Raw genomic sequence first — 19,998 nt, 5'->3', positions numbered from 1 at the left:
CTCCTCCTCGACGAAGCGGCGGGGGAGTTGTATAGCCAACTTCACCCCCTTCGCCGGGAGCCTGCCGCCCCCCGGTGATGTCCGCGTGCCGTGCAGGTGAACGCCGGGGGAACTGTGCCGGGAGGTCGCCCGAGCTCCGGCGGCAGGACGTCGTGCCCGGCCGCGCCGTCCAGGGAGCCCGGGGCCGGCCGACACCGACGGCCCATTCCTCCGCCCGGCTCCCGGGGCGGGTGGCGGGCCGTTCGGGTGACGGGGCGGATCGCCGCGCGTTTCGGCGAGGGAGAGGGGCCGGTGCTGCGGCACTGTCGGAGCGGATTTCCCCGACGCGAGAGGCGGCCGGTCATGGCTCACCCCACCACCGATACACCTGCAGCTTCGGGGCATACCGGGCTGAAACGGGAAGTCGGGATGATCGGGCTGCTCTGGGCCTCGGTCGGGGCGATCATCGGGTCCGGGTGGCTGTTCGGGGCGGAGAAGGCGGCGGTGGCGGCGGGGCCGGCGGCGCTGATCTCGTGGGGCATCGGCGCGGTGGCGATCATCCTGCTGGCGCTGGTGCACGCCGAGCTGGGCGGGCTGTTCCCGGTGGCGGGCGGCACCGCGCGGTACCCGCACTACGCGTTCGGCGGGTTCGCGGGGATGTCGTTCGGCTGGTTCACCTGGCTGCAGGCGGCGACCATCGCTCCGATCGAGGTGCAGGCGATGATCAACTACGCCCAGCACTGGTCCTGGGCGGACGGCCTGCTGAACCCGAACCAGACGCTGACCACCGCAGGGTTCTTCGTCTCGGCCGCCCTGCTGGGCGTCTTCGTCGCGATCAACTTCCTCGGCGTGCGGCTGCTCGCGCACACCAACAGCGTGGCCACCGTGTGGAAGGTCCTCGTCCCGGTCCTGACCATCTTCGTGCTCGGGTTCACGGAGTTCCACGGCTCCAACTTCACCTCCCACGGCTTCGCGCCGGACGGGGCCAAGGGCGTACTGGTGGCGATCAGCACCAGCGGGGTGATCTTCGCGCTGCTCGGCTTCGAGCAGGCCATCCAGTGGGCGGGCGAGAGCCGCAACCCCCGCCGGGACATCCCCCGGGCCGTCCTCGGGTCGGTCGTGATCGGCACGCTCATCTACGTCCTGCTCCAGGTGGTCTTCATCGGGGCCCTGCCGCCGGAGACCTTCGCCGGAGGCTGGACCGCGCTCAGCTTCCCCGGGATCAGCGGGCCGTTCGCGGGCCTCTCGACGCTGATCGGCCTCGGCTGGCTGGCCACCGTCCTGCGCATCGACGCGATCATCTCGCCCGCCGGCACCGGGCTGGTCTACATCACCTCCAGCTCGCGGGTCACGTACGGCCTGAGCCGCAACGGCTACGCGCCCCAGGCCCTGCAGTTCACCGACAAGCGCTCGGTGCCGTGGCTCGGCCTGATCATCGCGTGGGTCGCGGGTGTGCTCTGCTTCCTGCCGTTCCCGAGCTGGCAGCGGCTGGTCGGCTTCATCACCTCGGCCGTCGTGCTGATGTACGCGGGCGCGCCGCTGGCCTTCGGCGTGCTGCGCAAGCGGCTGCCGTCGCTGGAGCGGTCGTACCACCTGCCCGGCGGCACGATCATCTCGCCGATCGCCTTCGTGGTGGCGAGCCTGGTCATCTACTGGGCGGGCTGGGACACCCTCTGGCGGCTGGGCCTGGCGATCCTGATCGGTTACGTGCTGCTCGGCGGGTACTCCGCCTACTCGGTGTCGAAGGGTGTGCCGAACGCGCCCCGGATGGACTTCAAGGCGGGACAGTGGCTGCCGGTCTACCTGGTCGGCATGGGACTGACCTCCTGGCAGGGCACTTTCGGCGAGGGCTCCCAGGGCAATCTGCCGCTCTGGTGGGACATCCTCGTCGTGGTGGTGTTCTCCCTGGTGATCTACTACTGGGCCCTGGCGGTCGCGCTGCCGGTGGAGGAGATCGAGCGGAACATCCGCGGCGTCGAGGTGGTGGACGCGGGCGGGCACTGAGCGGCCCCGGCGGAGCGGCCCCCGTACGGAAACGGGGGCCGCTCCGGCGTTCTCAGGCCAGGACGTCCGCCCAGGCGGCCTCGGCGGCGGCCAGGGCCGGCCCGGCGTCCGTCCCGGTGACCGTGGCCAGCGCGGTGAGGAAGCCCTGGACGGTGGCGGGGGAGGCCGCCGGGCCGTAGTGGTTGAGCCGGAGCATCGTGGTGGCGAGCGCGCCGCCGCCCGGCTGGACCGGCAGGGTGGGGTCGAGACGGAGCAGCTCGGCGGCGAGGGCCGTGGCGGGCAGGCCGTCCGGGGTGCGCAGGGTGGTGGCGACCGGGGCGGCGTGGGCGTCCTCGGGCACGAACGGGGTCAGCGCGGCGAGGGCCCGGACGCCGGCGCGGGTGGCGGCGGAGGCGGCGCGGTGGCGGGCGATGACGACGGGCAGGCCGTCGGCGCCGATCCGGTCCAGGCAGGCGCCGAGGGCGAGCATCTCCAACTGGGCCGGGGCGTGCGGGAGTACGGTGCGCCCCGCGTCCGTCCAGCGCTCCTTCCAGTCCAGCAGGGAGAGGTAGGAGCGGCGCGGCGCGGCCGGGTTGGCGGCGATCCGCTCCCAGGCGCGGTCGGAGACCGAGACGGCGGAGACCCCGGCCGGGCCGCCCATCGCCTTCTGGCCGCCGATCACGCAGAGGTCGACGCCCCACGCGTCGGTGAGCAGCGGTTCGGCGGCCACCGAGGCGACAGCGTCCAGCATCAGCAGTGCGCCGTGCTCCCGGACCACGGCGGCGATCCCGGCGACCGGGTTGGTGTTGCCGGTGGCGGCCTCGGCGTGGACGAGGGAGACGAAGTCGATCGCCGGGTTCTCCCGCAGGGCCGCCGCGACCTGCTCGGCGGTGACCGCGCTGTCGAACGGGACGGCGAGGTCGACGACGGTCACCCCGCAGTCGCGCAGCCAGTTGCCGAAGGTCTGCCCGTACGGGCCGGTGACGATGTTCAGCGCGGTGGAGCCCGGGTGCGCGGCGCCCCGGATCGCGGCCTCCAGCGGCAGCAGCGCCTCGCCCTGGGTGACGATCACGTCCGCGGTGGTGTGCAGCAGCGCGGCCACCTGGTCCTCGATCGCCGCGAAGCCGGCGGCGGTGAGCGGGGGCAGGTCGAGGAAGGGACTCACGGGTGACGGGCCTTTCGCCGGGCGGGTGGTCGGTGCGGGAACGAGTGTGCCGCATTCTCACTGCTTACACGTGGCGTCGGCGTCGGTAGAGTGCGGGACATGAGCGATGGCGCGGTGCTGCACGTCAGGGGTCGGGTGCTGGTGGGCCCGGAGGACGTCCGTGACGAACTCTGGGTGGTGGGCGGCCGGGTGGCGTTCGAGCGCCCGCCGGGCGCCGTCGACGTCCGGACGGTGACCGGCTGGGTGCTGCCCGGCCTGGTGGACGCGCACTGCCACGTCGGCCTGGACGCGCACGGCGCCGTCGACGCCGCCACCAGCGAGAAGCAGGCGGTCACCGACCGCGACGCCGGCACCCTGCTGATCCGCGACGCGGGCTCGGCCGCCGACACCCGGTGGATCGACGACCGCGAGGACCTGCCCCGGATCATCCGGGCCGGCCGCCACATCGCTCGCACCCGTCGCTACATCCGCAACTACGCCCACGAGATCGAGCCCGGCGACCTCGCCGCCTACGTCCGGGCCGAGGCCCGGCGCGGCGACGGCTGGGTGAAGCTGGTCGGCGACTGGATCGACCGCGAGCGCGGCGACCTCGCCGCCTGCTGGCCCGGGGACGCACTGGCCGAGGCGATCGCGGCGGCGCACGAGGAGGGCGCGCGGGTGACGGCGCACTGCTTCGCCGCGGAGTCGCTGCCCGACCTGCTGGCGGCCGGCATCGACTGCGTCGAGCACGCCACCGGGCTGACCGAGGAGCTGATCCCGGCCTTCGCCGAGCGCGGGGTCGCGATCGTCCCGACCCTGGTCAACATCGCCACCTTCCCGGGCCTGGCGGCCGGCGGCGAGGCCAGGTTCCCGGCCTGGGCCGCGCACATGCGCCGGCTGCACGAGCGCCGCTACGCCACCGTGGGCGCCGCGCACGACGCGGGCATCCCGGTCTTCGTCGGCACGGACGCGGGCGGCTCGCTGGCGCACGGCCTGGTCGCGGACGAGGTGGCCGAGCTGGTGAAGGCCGGGCTGACCCCGGCCGAGGCGCTGTCGGCGGCCAGCTGGGGCGCGCGGCGCTGGCTGGGCCGGCCGGGCCTGGAGGAGGGTGCGCCGGCCGATTTCGTGGTCTACGACGAGGACCCGCGGGCCGACGTCCGGGTGCTGGCCGATCCCCGGCTGGTGGTGCTGCGCGGCCGCCCGGTGGGGTGACCGTCCGGTCCGGTCCGGGGCGGGGTGGCGGCCGGGCCCTGCCGGGGCGATCGCCGGGCCGGGGGCGGGGGTGATCGCCCGGCGCGGCCGGGTGACCGTTCCCGTCGTGCGTTCGAAGATCATCCGGGTGAACGCGCTGTCGGCGTAGGCCGATAGGGTGGCGGCCATGGCACCGCGTCCACTGAACGAGATCGTCGAGCCCGGATGGGCCGCCGCGCTGGAGCCGGTCGCCGGGCGGGTCGCCGCCATGGGCGACTTCCTCCGCGCCGAGCTGGCCGCCGGCCGCACCTACCTGCCCTCCGGGCCGAACGTGCTGCGCGCCTTCCAGCAGCCCCTCGCCGACGTGCGGGTGCTGATCGTCGGGCAGGACCCCTATCCGACCCCCGGCCACGCCGTGGGGCTCAGCTTCTCGGTCGGGCCGGAGGTGCGGCCCGTCCCGGCCAGCCTGATCAACATCTTCCAGGAGTACGGGAGCGACCTCGGCCTGCCGCAGCCGTCCAACGGGGACCTCACCCCGTGGACGCAGCAGGGCGTGCTGCTGCTCAACCGTGCGCTGACCACCGCGCCGCGCAAGCCCGCGGCCCACCGGGGCAAGGGCTGGGAGGAGGTCACCGAGCAGGCGATCCGGGCGCTGGTGGCGCGCGGCGGCCCGCTGGTGGCGATCCTCTGGGGGCGCGACGCCCGCAATCTGCGCCCGCTGCTGGGGGAGGTGCCGGCCATCGAGTCCGCGCACCCGAGCCCGTACTCGGCGAACGGCGGCTTCTTCGGCTCGCGGCCGTTCAGCCGGGCCAACGAGCTGCTGGTGCGGCAGGGGGCGCAGCCGGTGGACTGGCGGCTGCCGTAGCCGTTCCGTCCGTCAGCGCCAGGCGTCAACCTCACTCGAACGGGTGAAATGACGTTCTGTGTGACTCATGTGACGGATTGTTCGAGAAGACTGGCGGCTCGTCGTTCAGAGCAGTGGCCCCTCACCCCGCGCCGCGGGTGGAGCCGGAGGCCCGCTCAACCGAGACCACCACCCGTGGGGGTACCGCCATGTCCTCGTTCCGTCCCGTCGCCGCCGTCGCGGCCGCCACCGCCGCGGTGTCGGCCCTGATGGCCGTGCCCGCCGCGCACGCCACCGGGCCGACGCCGCAGCCCGCCGCGCCGTCCGGCAGGGCGCGCGCCGTCACCGCCGAACTCGACCTGGACGTCAGCCTGTTGAACAAGACGGTCGACGTCCCGGTGAACATCGCGCTCAACAAGGTCGAGACCCCCGCCCAGGGTTGGGGGTCCCCCCGGCCGGAGGCTGGGGGAGGTTCCGTCCTCACCGCCAAGGTCGACGGGGTCGACCAGCAGGGCCCGGTCACCCTGGTCAAGGCGGACGTCGGCACGTCGGTGACGAAGTCCGACGCCAAGGGCACCTCCGCCTCCGTCCGACTGGTCAACGCCGACGTGCACGCCCCCGGCCTCCCGGCCACCACCCTGCTGGGCCTGGAGGCGCTCAGCTCCGAGGCCACCTGCCCGGTCGACGGGCAGCCGACCGCCGACGTGGTCGCGCCCGCCAGGCTGACCGTCCTCGGCAAGCCGGTCACCCTGAGCCTGTACGGGCCGACCAAGGTGGACGTCCCGCTGGTCGGCAGCGTCTCGGTGGAGTTCTCGAAGCGGACCACCACCTCGACCACGGCCGCCGCCTCGGCCCTGGAGGTGCAGATCGAGGTGAACCCGCTCAACCTCAACGTCGCCAAGGTCACCGGGAGGATCACCGTCGCCTCGGTGAGCTGCGAGAAGCCGGGTGCGCCGGCCGTGACCCCCTCCTCCGCCCCCGCCACCCCCCTGCCGACGGGCACCCCGGCCGTCCAGCCCGTCGCCGACGCGACCACGGCCGCCGCCGCCCCGCGCGCGGCCACCGCCACCGCCTCCGCGAGCGCCCCCGGGGCGGGCGGGCACCTCGCCGCCACCGGCGGAAGCGACAGCACCGGCCCGCTGGCCGCGGGCGCCGCCGCCCTGGTCGCGGCCGGCGGCTACGCCCTCTGGGCCACCCGCCGCCGGGCCGCGCACGCCCGCCGGCACTGAGCGGCGCCCCCCTCGGCCCACGGGAGTGCCACCCGCGGCACTCCCGCAGCGTGACCGTGCCAACGCGGACGGTTGGTTCACCTGGGTGTTACATAGGAGGAACAACCGGGAAACGGCGGCTTGCGACGCTACGCGGGCACCCACCACCCAGTTTGTGAGGTTCACCGCCGTGGCAATCAAGGCCGAGTACATCTGGATCGACGGCACCAAGCCGACCGCGAAGCTCCGCTCGAAGACTCGGGTCCTGGCCAACGCGGACAAGATCCCGACCTGGGGCTTCGACGGCTCGTCGACCAACCAGGCCGAGGGCCACGCGTCGGACCGCGTGCTGGAGCCGGTGAAGGTCGTCAAGGACCCGATCCGCGGTGGCGACAACATCCTGGTCCTGTGCGAGGTCCTGGAGACCAACGGCACCGCGCACGAGTCGAACACCCGCGCCCTGCTGCGCGAGGTCGCCGAGCGCTACGCCGACCAGGAGGCGATCTTCGGCATCGAGCAGGAGTACACCTTCTTCAAGGGCTCCCGTCCGCTCGGCTTCCCGGAGGGTGGCTTCCCGGCCCCGCAGGGTGGCTACTACTGCGGCATCGGCGCCGAGGAGGTCTTCGGCCGCGAGATCGTCGAGCTGCACCTCGACCGCTGCATCGACGCCGGCCTGGCCATCTGCGGCATCAACGCCGAGGTCATGCCCGGCCAGTGGGAGTTCCAGATCGGCCCGGTCGACGCCCTGACCGTCTCGGACGACCTGTGGATCGCCCGCTACCTGCTGTACCGCACCGCCGAGGAGTTCGGCATCGACGCCACCCTGGACGCCAAGCCGGCCCGGGGCGACTGGAACGGCGCGGGCGCCCACACCAACTTCTCCACCAGGGCGATGCGCGAGGGCTACGACGCCATCATCACCGCCTGGGAGTCGCTCGGCGCCTCCCAGGAGAAGGTGCTGGAGCACGTCAACCAGTACGGTGACGACATCCAGTCCCGCCTGACCGGCAAGCACGAGACCGCCCCGTGGAACGTCTACAGCTACGGCGTCTCCAACCGCGGTGCCTCGGTCCGCATCCCGTGGCAGGTCGAGGTGGAGCAGAAGGGCTACATCGAGGACCGTCGCCCGAACGCCAACATCGACCCCTACGTGGTCACCCGCCTGCTGGTCAACACCTGCTGCGAGGCGCTGGAGAAGGCCGGCCAGGTCTGATCCGCCCCACCGCCGTACGCCCGTCGGCCCTTCCCCACCCGGGGGAGGGCCGACGGCCGTTTCTCAGGCCAGCCCGCCCGTCGCCCGGATGTTCTGCCCGGTGATCCACCGGCCGTCCGGCCCGGCCAGCACCGCCACGACGTCGGCCACGTCCTCCGGCCGGCCCAGTCGGCGCAGCGGGGTCATGCCGGCGACCGCCTCCAGCGCCTCCGGCGGGTTGGTGCTGCGCAACAGCTCGGTGTCGGTCGCTCCGGGCGAGACGGCGTTCACCGTGATGCCGCGCGGCCCGAGCTCCTGGGCCGCGACGGCGGTCAGCTGCTCGACCGCACCCTTGCCGGCGACGTAGGAGGCACTGCCGGGGACGGGACGGACCGTGTTGAGCGTGGAGAGGTTCACGATCCGGCCGCCGTCGCGCATCGACCGGGCCGCGTGGCGGATCGTCAGGAACACCGCTCGCGCGTTGACCGCCAGCACCCGGTCGAACTCCTCCGGCTCGGTATCGGCGATCGTGGCCCGGGTGAAGGACGTCGCGGCGTTGTTCACCAGGATGTCCAGCCCGCCGAGGAGCTGCTCCGCCTCCCGCATCAGGCGCTCGGGCCCGTCCGGGTCGGCGAGGTCCAGCCGGAGGGCGTGGACCGTCCCGCCCTCCGCCCGCACGGCCCTTACGACGTCGGCGGCGGCGTCCACGGAGGTGGCGAAGTTGAAGACCACCTCCGCCCCCTCGCGGCAGAGGCGCTCGACGACCGCCCGGCCGATGCCGCGCGATCCCCCGGTGACGACGGCGGCCTTGCCCTTCAACACGGTTCCTCCAACGGGTGTGCGGTGAGTTGTCCTCGGACCGGCTGTCCTCGAACGTAACCCGGCACGCCCGGGTGTGTCCCGGCCAGGAGGGTCCGGCGCCCCCTCTTGATCGGCATCGGAGGGGCGCGGATAATCGCGCCCATGACCGCTCCCGCCCGCCACCTCCTCGTCCGGCGTCTCCACGTCGACCTGGTGCGGGTCTGCGCGGCCGCCTGTTGCCGGTGATGTCCACCGGCACTTCCACCAGCAGGCAGCCTCGGCACCGGAGCGTTCACGCATGTCCCTCACCTTCCACTGGTTCCTCCCCACCAACGGCGACAGCCGGCACGTCGTCGGCGGCGGGCACGGCTCGACGCCCGGTACGGCCGGGTCCGACCGGCCGCCGAGCATCGCCTACCTGGGGCAGATCGCGCGCAGCGCCGAACAGCTGGGCTTCGAGGGGGCACTGACGCCGACCGGTGCGTGGTGCGAGGACGCCTGGCTGACCACCGCGATGCTGACCCAGGTCACCGAGCGGCTGAAGTACCTGGTGGCGTTCCGGCCCGGGCAGATCGCCCCGACGCTGGCCGCCCAGATGGCGGCGACGTACCAGCGGCAGTCCGGCGGGCGGCTGCTGCTCAACGTGGTGACCGGCGGGGAGTCCGCCGAGCAGCGCGCGTACGGGGACTTCCTGGACAAGGACGCGCGCTACGCCCGGACCGGGGAGTTCCTCTCGATCGCCCGACGGCTCTGGGCGGGGGAGAGCGTCGACCACGACGGTGTCCACCTGCGGGTCGAGCGGGCGAAGTTGAACCGGTTGCCCGACCCGGTGCCGCCCGTCTACTTCGGCGGTTCCTCCCCGGCGGCCGGCGAGGTCGCCGCACGCCACGCGGACGTCTACCTCACCTGGGGAGAACCGCCCGCGCAGGTACGGGAGAAGATCGGCCGGATCCGTGAACTGGCCGCCGCCCAGGGCCGCGTGGTCCGCTTCGGCATCCGGCTGCACGTGATCACCCGGGACACCTCGGTGCAGGCCTGGGCGGAGACCGAACGGCTGCTGGCGGCCATGGACCCGGCGCGGATCCGGGAGACCCAACGGGCCCTGGGGGAGAGCGAGTCGGAGGGCCAGCGCCGGATGCTCGCGCTGCACGGGGGCTCGGCGGAGCGGCTGGAGATCCACCCCGGGCTCTGGGCCGGCATCGGACTGTTGCGCGGCGGCGCGGGCACGGCGCTGGTCGGCAGCCACCGGGAGGTCGCGGACCTCGTCACCGAGTACCACGAGCTGGGCATCGACGAGTTCGTGCTCTCCGGGATGCCGCACCTGGAGGAGGCCTACTGGTTCGGCGAGGGCGTCCTGCCGCTGCTCGCCGCCCGTAACCTCTGGAGCCGGTCGTGAGCGCCGGATGCGCCGTGGTCGGACGTGCTGTGTCCCGGTGTTTCCTGGCCCGGCGTTCCGCGGCCCCGGGAGGTCAGGCCCGGGTGTACGGGCTCCGCATCGTCAGGAAGCGGATCTCCAGGTCCTCGGCCAGGTAGTCCATCCGGCGCTCCCGGAAGTCGCGCAGGTGCGGCAGGGCCAGGTGGGCGTCGAGGTCGGCCTGGCTGCGCCACGCCTCGTAGAACACGAAGACGCCGGGCTCGTCGCGGTCCTCGTGGACGTGGTACTCCAGGCAGCCCGGCTCCTGTCGGGTGGGCTCGACGAACGAGAGCAGCAGCTGCTTGAGCTCCTCGGCGCGTTCGGGCTTGGGACGGGCGGTGCCGACGAGCGTGACGAGCTGGTCCATCCGGGTTCTCCCCTTTGCTTCAGGTACGACTGTGGTCGTACCTGGCGCACGCTAGCAGTCGCCAGAGGTACGATTCAAGTCGTACCTGAGGAGCATCCGAGGAAGGCCGCCGCCATGCCCGACGAAGAAGGCCACCCGGCCGTCGAGGAGATCGAGCTCGGCAGGGTGCTCTCCGCACTCGCCGACCCGCTGCGCCGCCGGGTGGTGCGCGAGCTGGCCGCCGCGCCGGACGGCACGGCGCGGACGTGCAGCTCCTTCGCGCTGCCCGTCTCGAAGGCGACGGTCACCCACCACTTCCGCACGCTGCGCGAGTCCGGGCTGGTCCGGCAGGTGGACGGCGGGAACAGCCGGATGGCCAGTCTCCGCCGCGGCGAGATCGAGGCCCGCTTCCCCGGCCTGCTGGCCATCCTGCTCGCCGAGGGTGCGGCCGGGCCGGCCACCGGGGCCGTCGGCGGGTAGTCGGCCGGGTCGCCCGCGGCCGCCGGGCTGGGGGAGGCGCCGGTCCGCCGGAGAGGCCCGCACCTCCCGGACATGCCACGGATCGTCCCCGACTGATCGTCAGCAGCCCGGCGTTCAGGTGGCGGAGGGGCAAATCGGTGGCCGTCCGGCCGCTGCCCGGGCGAGGATGCGCGGTATGACGCAGCCCCTCCTCCTGCTCGACGTCGACGGCCCGCTCAACCCGTACGCCGCCAAACCGCACCGGCGGCCGGAGGGTTACGGCACGCACCGGGTGAAGCCCGGCTCGTGGGTGGCCCGCTTCCCGCGCAGGCCCGCCGAGTACGTGCGCCCGCTGCGGCTCTGGATCAACCCTGCACACGGGCCCGAACTGCTAGCGCTGCCGTACGAGTTGGTGTGGGCCACCACCTGGATGGAGGAGGCCAACGACTGGATCTCGCCGCTGGTCGGCCTTCCCGGGCTCCCGTGCGTCGACTGGCCCGAGCTCCACCAGGACGACCCGGACGGCCTGCACTGGAAGACCCGCCACCTGGTCGCCTGGGCCGCCGGCCGACCGTTCGCCTGGGTGGACGACGAGTCGGGGCCGCAGGATGTCGAGTGGATAACCGCCCACCACCCGGCCCCGGCGCTCGTCCTGCGCATCGACCCGCGGACCGGCCTGCGCGAGGGCGACTTCGCGACGCTGCGGCGGTGGGCGGAGGCGCTCTCGTGAGGGTCGGGACGGTGGAGCGGCTGTGGCGCTACCCGGTGAAGTCCATGCTGGGCGAGGAGTTGGGTGCGGTGGCCGTCGACGAGCGGGGCCTCCACGGCGACCGGGTGTGGGCGCTGCTCGACGAGCAGAGCGGGCGGGTGGTGAGCGTCAAGAACCCGCGGCGCTGGGCGGCGATGCTCGGCTTCACGGCCGTCCTCGTCGCCGGCGAGCCCGCGATCACCGGCCCGGACGGCCGGCCGGTCGACGCGGCCGAGCTCTCCGGCCTGTTGGGGCGGAAGGTGAGCCTCATCGCCGGGCGCCCGCCCGGAGCGACGATCGAACGGGCCGTTCCCGAGGAGGTGTTGGCGCACGGCACCGAGGAGGAGGTCACCGTCACGGTGAACGAGATCGGCTGGGCCGCCCCCGCCGGCACCTTCTTCGACTTCGCCCCCGTGCACCTGCTCACCACGTCCACCCTGGATCGGGCCGTGCCCCAGCCCGAGCGCTACCGCCCCAACATCGTGATCCGTACCGACACCGACGGCTTCGCCGAGAACGCCTGGGTGGGACGGGAGTTGGCGATCGGTCCGGAGCTCCGTCTGCGCATCCGCATCCCGACGCCCCGCTGCGCCGTCCCCACCCTCGTCCACGGCGCCCTGCCGCGCAGCACGGCCGCTCTGAAGGTGCTCGCCGAACGGAACCGCCTGGTCCCGCTGGAGGGCATGGCGGCCCTGCCGTGTGCGGGCGTGTACGCGCAGGTGCTGGACCCCGGGGTGGCGAGGGTGGGGGACGCCGTCGTCCTGCGCTGAGCCGGGAGGCCGCCCGCGCCTCCGCCCCCGTACCGCCGTCGGTTGCCGCCGTCAGTCCGCGTGCAGGGCGGTGCCGTGCAGGGTGCTCTCGCGCAGGGCGGTGCCGCGCAGGACGGTGTCGAGCGCGGAGAGGAAGCGGTCGCTGGTGGCCTGGTCCCGGACGGCGATCCGCAGCCAGTCCGGCCCGAGGCCCGGGAAGGTGTCGCCGCGGCGGACGGCGAAGCCGTGCTCGCGCAGGCGTTCGCGGACGGCGGCGGCGTCCGGCAGCTCGATCAGGACGAAGGAGGCCGCCGGCTCGCCGTGCACCCGGACAGCCGGGAAGGCGGCGAGGCCCTTCAGCAGGTGGTCGCGGTGCTCGCCGAGCAGCCGGGCGGCCTGCTCGGCCTCGGCCAGGGCGGCCGGGGTGCTGCACGCCTCGGCGGCGGCGAGGGCGGGGGTGGAGACCGGCCAGAGCGGCTGGGCGGCGCCGAGCGCGGCGATCAGCGGGGCCGGGCCGAGCGCGTAGCCGATGCGCAGACCGGCCAGGCCCCAGGTCTTGGTGAGGCTGCGCAGGACGACCACCCGGCCGGGCAGGTCCCGTACCGCGGCGAGGGATTCGGTCTCGCCGGGCACGGTGTCCATGAAGGCCTCGTCGATCACCAGCGTGCGGCCGGGCCGGGCGAGGGCGGCGACGGCGTCGGCCGGGTGCAGGACGGAGGTGGGGTTGGTGGGGTTGCCCAGGACGACGAGGTCGGCCCCGGGCGGCACGTCGCCCAGCCGGAAGCCGTCGGCGGGCGAGAGGAGCACCCGCTCCACCGTGTGCCCGGCGTCCCGCAGGGCGGCCTCCGGCTCGGTGAACTGCGGGTGTACCACGACGACATGACGTGCCGTCAGAACGCGTGCCAGCAGGACGAATGCCTCCGCCGCTCCCGAGGTGAGGAGCACCTCGTCCACCGGACGCCCGTGCCGGGCGGCGACGGCGGCGCGGGCCGTGGTCTGGTCGGGGTAGGCGGCGAGCTCGCCGAGCGTGGCGGCGAGGTGCTCGCGCAGCCACAGCGGGGGTGTGCCGGTGCGGACGTTGACGGCGAGGTCGACCAGACCGAGCCCGTCCGCGCGCACCTCCGCGTCACCGTGGTGGCGGAGGTCATGGTCGGGGGTGGTCACGAGGGCTCTCCAGCGGCGCGGGCATCGGCATGGGGACAGGCATCAACGGGTGCAGTGAGCGCAACGGCCGCAGCGGGCGCAATGGGCGCAATGGGCGCAATGGGCGTAACGGCCGCAGCGGGCGCAACGGCCGCAATGGGCGCAACGGCGTCGGCGGCAGGAGGGCCCTCGGCGGGCGGGAGCGGCAGGCCGGGGACGCGGAGGAGGTCGTAGCCGTCGGCGGGCGGCGGGGCGCAGCCGAGCCCGTCGCCGAGGGCGACCAGGGCGACGGACTCCCGCCGTGACGCCAGTTCGACCGCCGCGCCGACCGGGTCACCGGCGGTGAACCGCCGGGCCGTCGGCCGCAGGAACCGGGCGGCCAGCGCCAACGCGCCCGGCTCGCCCACCGCCACCGACGCGCGCCGCAGCTCCGCCCCGGCGCGCGGGACGACCAGGTCATGCTCCCCGGGGCCGAGACCGATCACCGCGAGCCGGCCGCGCGCCGCCGCCCGGGCGACCGCCACCGTCACCGTGGCCGACTTCTGCTTGGCCACCACGAGCTCGCCGCCCGGCGCGCTCGCCAGCGCCGCCGCCTCCGCCACGCTCATCGTGCCGACCGCCTCGCCGACGGACGCCGACGGGTTCGGCACCGCGACGGCCGAGAGCTCGTCGGCCGAGTGCTCGTCGACCGGGAGGCCCAGCAGCTCGGCGGCCCGGCGGACGGCGGGGTGGTCGCCCTTGCCGGTCAGGGTCGCGAGCCGGGCGAGGTCGGAGGCCGGCAGCCCGGCCTCCAGCAGGGTGCGGTGGATCAGCCGTGCCACCTCGGGTGCCGCGGTCGCCTCGCGCAGGCCGACCCCGACGACCAGGCCGCCGGCGCACACCCCGGGGGGCCGGGTCGGCGGCGGGGAGCAGGCGAGGACGTCCTCGCCTGTCCCCGGGAGGTCGTGGTGTCCGACCGCGGACGGCCGGGCGGGGGCGGGCCGGCCGTCGCCACCGGTGATCACCGGGACGGTGCCGAGGAGGGCCGACACCTCGCCGGCCAGGTCGTCCGCGCCGCCGTCGCGCCCGGTCAGGGACACCGCGAACCGGCGCTCGACGTCCACGCAGACCACGCCGACCCCGTCGAGGTCGCCGCCCCGGTTCGGGCCGACGGGCCGGCGGCGCAGCAGCAGTCGTACGATCGAAGCGACGGGTGCGAAACAGACCAGCTGCCGACAGTCGCCCAGGGCGAGCTCCAGGAGTTCCTCCGGGCCGTGGCCGTGGTGCTCAGCGCCATGGCGCTGCAGGCCGTCGTGCGGCAGGTCGTCGCACTCCGCGCCGTCGCACTCCGCGCCGTCGCGCTGCGGGCCGTCGTGCTCCGTGCGGTACACCCGGCTGTCCGGCCACAGTCCGTGCAGGGCTCCGGCGAGCGGGTGACCCGCCTCATCGAGGGCCAGCAGCCCGATCACGTCGCGTTCCCTTCACCCGGTAGCCGCCCATGCGCCGCTCAGCAGCCTTTAGCCAGCCGACGAAATCCCACCACGGTCGCGACGGGCGGGTCAATCGAGGCCCCTGTGACCTCCACCGCCCCCGGCGACGGCTGTTCGCCTGTTCTTCATGTTCCTTCTGCGGTCCCCGCCACCGCCGCGCTCCTACTGTTTGCGGCGCTCCAAACCCGGCACCCCACCGGGGTCCCTGCCCGGGCCCCGGCACTTCCCGACGCACGGAGGACACCATGCCCTTCGCACGACTCCGCTCCACCGGCACCCGCCCCCGCCGCACCCTCACCGCCCTCGGCGCCGGCCTCGGCCTGGTCGCCGGCTCGCTCGGCCTCTGGGCGGCCACCGGCTCCGCCGCGCAGGCCGCGACCCTCCCCGCGCCCGACCACGTGGTCGTCGTCGTGCTGGAGAACCACGCGTACACGCAGGTCATCGGCAGCTCCAGCGCGCCGTACATCAACAACACCCTCAAGGCCGGCGGCGCGACCCTCACCCAGTCGTTCGGGATCACCCACCCCAGTGAGCCCAACTACTACCAGCTGTTCTCCGGCTCCAACCAGGGCCGCACGGACGACAGCTGCGTGTCGGTCGGCTCGATCTCCGCGCCCAACCTGGGCTCCGAGCTGATCGCCGCCGGCCAGACCTGGGGCAGCTACAACGAGGGCCTGCCGAGCCAGGGTTCGACGGTCTGCTCCAGCGGCAAGTACGCGCAGAAGCACAACCCGTGGTTCGGCTTCAGCAACGTGCCGACCAACACCGCGTACACCATGACGCAGTTCCCGACGAACTACGCCGCCCTGCCGAAGGTCTCCTTCGTCGTGCCGGACCTCTGCAACGACATGCACGACTGCTCGGTCTCCACCGGCGACACCTGGGTCCAGAACAAGCTCGGCGCTTACGCGGCCTGGGCCAAGAACAACAACAGCATCCTCGTGCTCACCTTCGACGAGGACAACAAGCTCTCCGGCAACCGCATCCCCACCGTGTTCTACGGTGCGCACGTCACGCCGGGCGCCACCACCGCGACCACCTACAACCACTACAACGTGCTGCGCACCCTGGAGGACCTCGCCGGGCTGACCACCCACGCGGGCAACGCCGCCACCGCCGCCACCATCTCCGGCATCTGGAACTGACGCCGGTGTACGTCGCGGAATCCCGCAGCTCCAAGGCCCCCGCCGCCCCGGCCACCCGGCCGGGGCGGCGGGCGGCCGCCGCCGTGCCCGGCACCGTCCTGGTCCTGGGCACCGTCAGCCTGGTGACCGACGTCTCCTCGGAGATGGTCAGCGCGGTACTGCCGCTCTACCTGCTCACCGGGCTCGGCCTCTCCCCGCTCGGCTTCGGGCTGCTGGACGGCATCCAGAACGGGTTCAGCGCGCTGGTCCGGCTCGCCGGCGGCCACCTCGCCGACCGCCGTGGCGCGGACGGCGCGCCCCGGCACAAGGCGGTCGCGGCGGCCGGGTACGGGCTGTCGGCGCTCTGCAAGCCGCTGCTGCTGCTCGTCCACACCGTGCCGCTGATCGGTGCGGTGCTCGCCGTCGACCGCACCGGCAAGGGACTGCGCACCGCACCCCGGGACGCGATGATCTCGCTCGCCACCGAACCCGCCCACCGTGGACGGGCGTTCGGCGTCCACCGGGCGATGGACACGGCGGGCGCGCTGCTCGGACCGCTCACCGCGTTCCTGGTGCTCCGCCTGGCCGGCGGGCCGCTGCTCGCCGACGGCGGCGAACAGCACGGCTACAACGCGGTGTTCACGGTCAGCGCCTGTGTCGCGCTGCTCGGGGTGCTGGTGCTGCTGCTCTTCGTCCCGAGCCGCATCCAGACTGACGAGGCGTCAACTGTGGCCCCCCGACTGCGTGACGGCCTCGCACTGCTGCGCCTTCCCGGCCTGCGCCGGCTGGCCCTGTGCGCGGTGCTGCTCGGCCTGACCACCGTCAGCGACTCCTTCCTCTACCTGCTCGTGCAGCGCCGGCTCGGCCTCGCGACCGACCTCTTCCCGCTCCTGCCGCTCGGCACCGCCGCCGCCTTCCTGCTGCTCGCCGTCCCGCTCGGCGCGCTCGCCGACCGGATCGGCCGCCGCCGGCTCTTCCTCGCGGGTCACGGCGTCCTGCTGCTGGCGTACGGGCTGCTGCTCTCGCCGCTGAGCGGGCTGCCGGTGGTGGTCTGCGTGCTGGTGCTGCACGGCGGCTTCTACGCCGCCACCGACGGCGTACTGGCCGCCGCGGCCGCCGACGCCGTCCCGGAGGGGCAGCGCGGCGCCGGGCTGGCGCTGGTCGGGACGGGCCAGGCGTTGGCCCGGTTCGCCTGCTCGCTGGCGTTCGGCGCGCTGTGGAGCGCGGTCGGCGGCACCGCCGCGCTGGGCTGGTCGGCCGCCGCACTGGCCTGCTGCGTGGCCGGGGCCGCCTTCGTCCTCCGCGAACCCGATTCCCCCACCGACGCCGAGGTGCCTTCGTGACCCGACCGCTCCAGAACCGCACCAGGGTGCTGATCCTGCTCGTCGCCGTCCTGCTGCTCGGCACGGTCGGCACCGGCGCCGTGCTGTACGCGTCCGACCAGTCCGCCCGCAAGGACCAGGTGCAGCCCGGCGGTCCGGTGGTCACCCCGGGCCCGGTCTCCCTCCAGCCGGGTGCGGCCCGCACGCTGGTCTTCCGCAACATGGCCTGGGGCCCGCACCGCGACGAGCTCGCCACCGTCCCCGCCGGCCACCCGGACGGCCCGCGCACCTCCTCCGGCGTCCAGTGCCTGCGCTTCCACACGGCGGGCGGCACCGGCATCTGCCTCCAGGCCGAGCACGGCGCCCTGCAGGACACCTACCGCGCCGTCGTCCTCGACGACCACCTGAAGGAACTGCACTCCTTCCCGGCCGCCGGCATCCCCACCCGCTCCCGGGTCTCGCCCTCCGGTCACCTCGCCGCCTGGACGGTCTTCGTCAGCGGCGACTCCTACGCCGGCACCGACTTCTCCACCCGCACCTCGATCGTCGACGTCCGCGACTGGAACCTCCGGGAGAACCTGGAGGCCTTCGACCTGATCAGGGACGGCAAGCCGTACCGGGCGCCCGACGTCAACATCTGGGGCGTGACCTTCGCCGACGACAACGCCTTCTACGCGACCGCGGCCACCGGCGGCCAGACCTACCTCGTCCGCGGTGACCTCGCCGCCCGCACCCTCACCACCCTCCACCAGAACGTCGAGTGCCCCTCGCTCTCCCCGGACGGCACCCGGATCGCCTACAAGAAGCGCGTCCCCGGGGCGTCCGCCGACGCGCCCTGGCGGCTCTACGTGCTCGACCTCGCCACCATGACCGAGACCGCCACCGCGGAGCAGCGCACCATCGACGACCAGGCGCTCTGGTCCGACACGTCCACCCTGCTCTACGCGCTTCCCGGCGACTTCGGCGCCGACCTGTGGACGGTGCCGGCGGACGGCGGCGGCCCGGCCGTACGCCTGCTCGAAGCGGCGGTGGCCCCGGCCTATCCAGGCTGACGGGGGCGGTTGGTACGACCCGGAACTTCAAGCGTAGGGTCCTCGTCGAGCAATGCGAGTGGCGCGAGGCGGGGGAGCGGCAGCGGTGAACGAAGCGGGGCGGCCTGCGCCGGAACGGGTGGTCAGCGACTCCTGGCCCGCACTGCACGGGCGGCCGGTGCTGCGGCGGACGGTCGCGGTGGGCCTGGTGCTCACCATCGCGGTGCTGGCCGCCCTGGCCGTCCGGGGCGTCAACGCGCTCACCCTGGGGCGGGGCGCCATCGAGACCGACCGCGACCGTGCCGAGCTGCTGGCCGGCCTCCACCCCTCCCAGCACCCGGGCGCGGGCCGCTACTACGTACCGGTGGGCGCGGTGTACACCCGCCTCGCCGACGGAGCGCCGGTCGCCTACCTGCACTACCGGCTGAGCGGGGGCCAGGACGTCGGGCTCGGCGACTTCCTGCGGACGTACGACCTCCCCGCCCCCGGGCCGAGCGCCCCGCTGCCCGCCGACCTGGCGGCCGCGCTGGGCGGCGACGAGCCGGCGGAGGCCCTGGAGCTGGCCGACCCGTCCGCCTCTCCGTCCGCCTCCCCTTCACCCTCGGCCACTCCGACCCCGACCCCGACCCCGACGCTGGCCCCGCCGACCCCGACGCCGACCCCGCCCCCGCCGCCGTCGGCCGAACCCACCGTGTCGGAGGCGCCGAGCTCGTCCTCGTCGCCGTGCACCGACGACGACGAGCCCACCGAGCAGGCCGATCCGGGCGTCTCCGAATCCCCTGCCGACGCCCGGCCCTCGACCGGCCTCCGCTCGGCGGACGACTCCCCGGCACCCACCGACACCCCGACCCCCATGCCCACCCCGACGCCCACCCCGTCGCCCACGCCCACCCCGTCGCTTGGCGACACCCCAACCCCGACCCCGACCCCGACCCCCATGCCCGCCCAGGCCACCGCCGGCCGGCGGATCTACGTCTCCACCATCCCCAGCGGCCTCCCCGGCGCCGCCGACATCTACGTCCGCGCCACCGGCACCACCGGCTGACGCACGGGCCCGGCCGCCCGTGCCACCGCCGCGGGGAGTTCCGCCGCGGGGAGTTCCACCGCGCCGTCCGCGGGGCCGGGGTGCTCCGCGAGCCCCTTGGTGATGAGCCGGAACGCGAGCGCCAGCTCCCAGGCGAACACCGGCAGCGCGGTGAGCGAGCCGGGGGTGGAGACCTGCGGGTAGACGTCGAACAGCACGGCGACCGCGGAGGCGCAGATCAGCGGGCCGCCGACCAGCCCCAGGACGGTGACGGCGCGCGGCACCAGCCTCGACCGGTGCAACAGGAGGGCCAGGAGCAGCGAGTTCGCGCCCAGCACGATGTCGGGCCCGAGCAGGAAGGCCCGGTCGTGGACGGCCACCAGGGCCGCCGCGGCCGCGCCGGCGCCCGGCGTCCCCGCCGCGTCCTGGCGCAGGGTGAGGACGGACAGGACGCCGATGATGCCCACGGCGATGACGGCGGCCTCCAGCAGCCGGCCGCAGACGTAGCCGAGCGCCAGCGCCTCGTGCCGCCGGCGGAGCACCGGGAACAGGGCGACGGCGGTGCCGATCACGCCCACCAGGAGCACCACTTCGCAGACCGCGCCCAGCGCCACCCGCCGGTCGGCGCCGTCGCCGGCCACGTACTCCGCGCCGTGCAGCGCCGGGCCGTAGAGCAGCAGCCCTGCGATCGCGGCGACCTCGGTCACGAGGAAGAACACCCCTGCGACCACGGCCGCCTTCCTGGTCGATGTCACCAGGACCCCCTCTCCAACGTTTCAGGTGTACGGCGTACACCTGGTGCTCACGGTAGGCGTACGCCGTACACT

At 74.2% G+C, this 19,998-nt stretch carries 19 protein-coding genes; 13 read left to right on the top strand and 6 right to left on the bottom strand.

The annotated features are described in order from the left end of the window. Positions 1-408: 408 nt before the first annotated feature. Positions 409-1,983, top strand: coding sequence for an APC family permease (locus C2142_RS11030; RefSeq protein ID WP_241002508.1), 1,575 nt, complete (start codon positions 409-411; stop codon positions 1,981-1,983). Positions 1,984-2,035: 52 nt separating this feature from the next. Here the strand turns inward: C2142_RS11030 and C2142_RS11025 are convergent, their stop codons facing one another. Then, positions 2,036-3,127, bottom strand: coding sequence for an aminotransferase class V-fold PLP-dependent enzyme (locus C2142_RS11025; RefSeq protein ID WP_148642476.1), 1,092 nt, complete (start codon positions 3,125-3,127; stop codon positions 2,036-2,038). A 99-nt stretch (positions 3,128-3,226) separates the two neighbouring features. On the opposite strand from C2142_RS11025, the gene C2142_RS11020 reads away from it, so the two are divergent. From C2142_RS11020 to glnII, 4 genes are all read left to right on the top strand, one after another. Next, positions 3,227-4,318 (top strand): amidohydrolase family protein, encoded by a 1,092-nt coding sequence (locus C2142_RS11020; RefSeq protein ID WP_148642475.1) that lies wholly within the window; start codon positions 3,227-3,229, stop codon positions 4,316-4,318. 166 nt (positions 4,319-4,484) lie between these two features. Beyond that, positions 4,485-5,162, top strand: coding sequence for a uracil-DNA glycosylase (locus tag C2142_RS11015; RefSeq protein WP_148642474.1), 678 nt, complete (start codon positions 4,485-4,487; stop codon positions 5,160-5,162). 188 nt (positions 5,163-5,350) lie between these two features. Beyond that, the gene (locus C2142_RS11010; protein WP_148642473.1) at positions 5,351-6,370 is read left to right on the top strand and encodes an SCO1860 family LAETG-anchored protein; all 1,020 of its coding nucleotides are present in this window, start codon (positions 5,351-5,353) and stop codon (positions 6,368-6,370) included. Between the two features lie 169 nt (positions 6,371-6,539). Beyond that, complete coding sequence (glnII, locus tag C2142_RS11005) at positions 6,540-7,562, top strand: glutamine synthetase GlnII (RefSeq protein ID WP_148642472.1); 1,023 nt, start codon at positions 6,540-6,542, stop codon at positions 7,560-7,562. A gap of 63 nt (positions 7,563-7,625) precedes the next feature. On the opposite strand, the gene C2142_RS11000 is transcribed toward glnII, so the two are convergent. Beyond that, positions 7,626-8,363, bottom strand: coding sequence for an SDR family oxidoreductase (locus C2142_RS11000; RefSeq protein WP_148642471.1), 738 nt, complete (start codon positions 8,361-8,363; stop codon positions 7,626-7,628). 277 nt (positions 8,364-8,640) lie between these two features. On the opposite strand from C2142_RS11000, the gene C2142_RS10995 reads away from it, so the two are divergent. Further along, the gene (locus C2142_RS10995) at positions 8,641-9,738 is read left to right on the top strand and encodes an LLM class flavin-dependent oxidoreductase (protein WP_148642470.1); all 1,098 of its coding nucleotides are present in this window, start codon (positions 8,641-8,643) and stop codon (positions 9,736-9,738) included. A 73-nt stretch (positions 9,739-9,811) separates the two neighbouring features. Here the strand turns inward: C2142_RS10995 and C2142_RS10990 are convergent, their stop codons facing one another. After that, positions 9,812-10,123 carry a putative quinol monooxygenase gene (locus C2142_RS10990; RefSeq protein ID WP_148642469.1) on the bottom strand — a complete coding sequence of 104 codons (312 nt, stop codon included), beginning with the start codon at positions 10,121-10,123 and terminating at the stop codon, positions 9,812-9,814. Positions 10,124-10,237: 114 nt separating this feature from the next. On the opposite strand from C2142_RS10990, the gene C2142_RS10985 reads away from it, so the two are divergent. The 3 genes from C2142_RS10985 (at position 10,238) to C2142_RS10975 (ending at position 12,079) form a co-directional block, all read left to right on the top strand. Continuing rightward, positions 10,238-10,582: a helix-turn-helix domain-containing protein gene (locus tag C2142_RS10985; RefSeq protein WP_148642468.1), complete on the top strand. Its 345-nt coding sequence runs from the start codon at positions 10,238-10,240 to the stop codon at positions 10,580-10,582. 175 nt (positions 10,583-10,757) lie between these two features. Beyond that, complete coding sequence (locus C2142_RS10980) at positions 10,758-11,291, top strand: hypothetical protein (protein WP_148642467.1); 534 nt, start codon at positions 10,758-10,760, stop codon at positions 11,289-11,291. Continuing rightward, positions 11,288-12,079 carry an MOSC N-terminal beta barrel domain-containing protein gene (locus C2142_RS10975; RefSeq protein ID WP_241002507.1) on the top strand — a complete coding sequence of 264 codons (792 nt, stop codon included), beginning with the start codon at positions 11,288-11,290 and terminating at the stop codon, positions 12,077-12,079. Before C2142_RS10980 ends, C2142_RS10975 begins: the two co-directional genes overlap by 4 nt. A 51-nt stretch (positions 12,080-12,130) precedes the next feature. Here the strand turns inward: C2142_RS10975 and cobC are convergent, their stop codons facing one another. Next, entirely contained in the window at positions 12,131-13,222 is a 1,092-nt protein-coding gene (cobC, locus tag C2142_RS10970; RefSeq protein WP_148642466.1) for an Rv2231c family pyridoxal phosphate-dependent protein CobC, read from the bottom strand. Beyond that, positions 13,219-14,649, bottom strand: a complete 1,431-nt coding sequence (locus C2142_RS10965; protein ID WP_148642465.1) for a cobalamin biosynthesis protein — start codon at positions 14,647-14,649, stop codon at positions 13,219-13,221. Before C2142_RS10965 ends, cobC begins: the two co-directional genes overlap by 4 nt. Before the next feature lie 266 nt (positions 14,650-14,915). Between C2142_RS10965 and C2142_RS10960 the strand changes: the two genes are divergently transcribed. The 4 genes from C2142_RS10960 (at position 14,916) to C2142_RS10945 (ending at position 19,192) form a co-directional block, all read left to right on the top strand. After that, positions 14,916-15,815 (top strand): alkaline phosphatase family protein, encoded by a 900-nt coding sequence (locus C2142_RS10960; protein ID WP_148642464.1) that lies wholly within the window; start codon positions 14,916-14,918, stop codon positions 15,813-15,815. A 5-nt stretch (positions 15,816-15,820) separates the two neighbouring features. Continuing rightward, positions 15,821-17,137 (top strand): MFS transporter, encoded by a 1,317-nt coding sequence (locus tag C2142_RS10955; protein ID WP_148642463.1) that lies wholly within the window; start codon positions 15,821-15,823, stop codon positions 17,135-17,137. Further along, positions 17,134-18,168, top strand: a complete 1,035-nt coding sequence (locus tag C2142_RS10950; protein ID WP_148642462.1) for a TolB-like translocation protein — start codon at positions 17,134-17,136, stop codon at positions 18,166-18,168. The genes C2142_RS10955 and C2142_RS10950 overlap by 4 nt, the downstream gene beginning before the upstream one ends. 85 nt (positions 18,169-18,253) lie before the next feature. Next, on the top strand, positions 18,254-19,192 hold the full coding sequence (locus C2142_RS10945; RefSeq protein WP_148642461.1) for a hypothetical protein: 939 nt from the start codon (positions 18,254-18,256) through the stop codon (positions 19,190-19,192). Here C2142_RS10945 and C2142_RS10940 read toward each other — a convergent pair. After that, positions 19,162-19,926, bottom strand: a complete 765-nt coding sequence (locus C2142_RS10940; protein WP_148642460.1) for a DUF4386 domain-containing protein — start codon at positions 19,924-19,926, stop codon at positions 19,162-19,164. The genes C2142_RS10945 and C2142_RS10940 overlap by 31 nt on opposite strands. Positions 19,927-19,998: the final 72 nt, after the last annotated feature.

Source organism: Streptomyces sp. CB01881 (genome assembly GCF_002953255.1).
Classification (GTDB): domain Bacteria; phylum Actinomycetota; class Actinomycetes; order Streptomycetales; family Streptomycetaceae; genus Kitasatospora.
Note: the sequence above shows the minus strand (reverse complement) of the source record. Positions and strands in the feature narration are given on the sequence as shown.

Excerpts from the sequence above, each read along its gene's own strand:
- C2142_RS11030 (WP_241002508.1), top strand. The coding sequence starts at position 409 with ATGATCGGGCTGCTCTGGGCCTCGGTCGGGGCGATCATCGGGTCCGGG.
- C2142_RS11020 (WP_148642475.1), top strand. The coding sequence starts at position 3,227 with ATGAGCGATGGCGCGGTGCTGCACGTCAGGGGTCGGGTGCTGGTGGGC.
- C2142_RS11015 (WP_148642474.1), top strand. The coding sequence starts at position 4,485 with ATGGCACCGCGTCCACTGAACGAGATCGTCGAGCCCGGATGGGCCGCC.
- C2142_RS11010 (WP_148642473.1), top strand. The coding sequence starts at position 5,351 with ATGTCCTCGTTCCGTCCCGTCGCCGCCGTCGCGGCCGCCACCGCCGCG.
- C2142_RS10995 (WP_148642470.1), top strand. The coding sequence starts at position 8,641 with ATGTCCCTCACCTTCCACTGGTTCCTCCCCACCAACGGCGACAGCCGG.
- C2142_RS10990 (WP_148642469.1), bottom strand. The coding sequence starts at position 10,123 with ATGGACCAGCTCGTCACGCTCGTCGGCACCGCCCGTCCCAAGCCCGAA.
- C2142_RS10985 (WP_148642468.1), top strand. The coding sequence starts at position 10,238 with ATGCCCGACGAAGAAGGCCACCCGGCCGTCGAGGAGATCGAGCTCGGC.
- C2142_RS10980 (WP_148642467.1), top strand. The coding sequence starts at position 10,758 with ATGACGCAGCCCCTCCTCCTGCTCGACGTCGACGGCCCGCTCAACCCG.
- C2142_RS10960 (WP_148642464.1), top strand. The coding sequence starts at position 14,916 with ATGCCCTTCGCACGACTCCGCTCCACCGGCACCCGCCCCCGCCGCACC.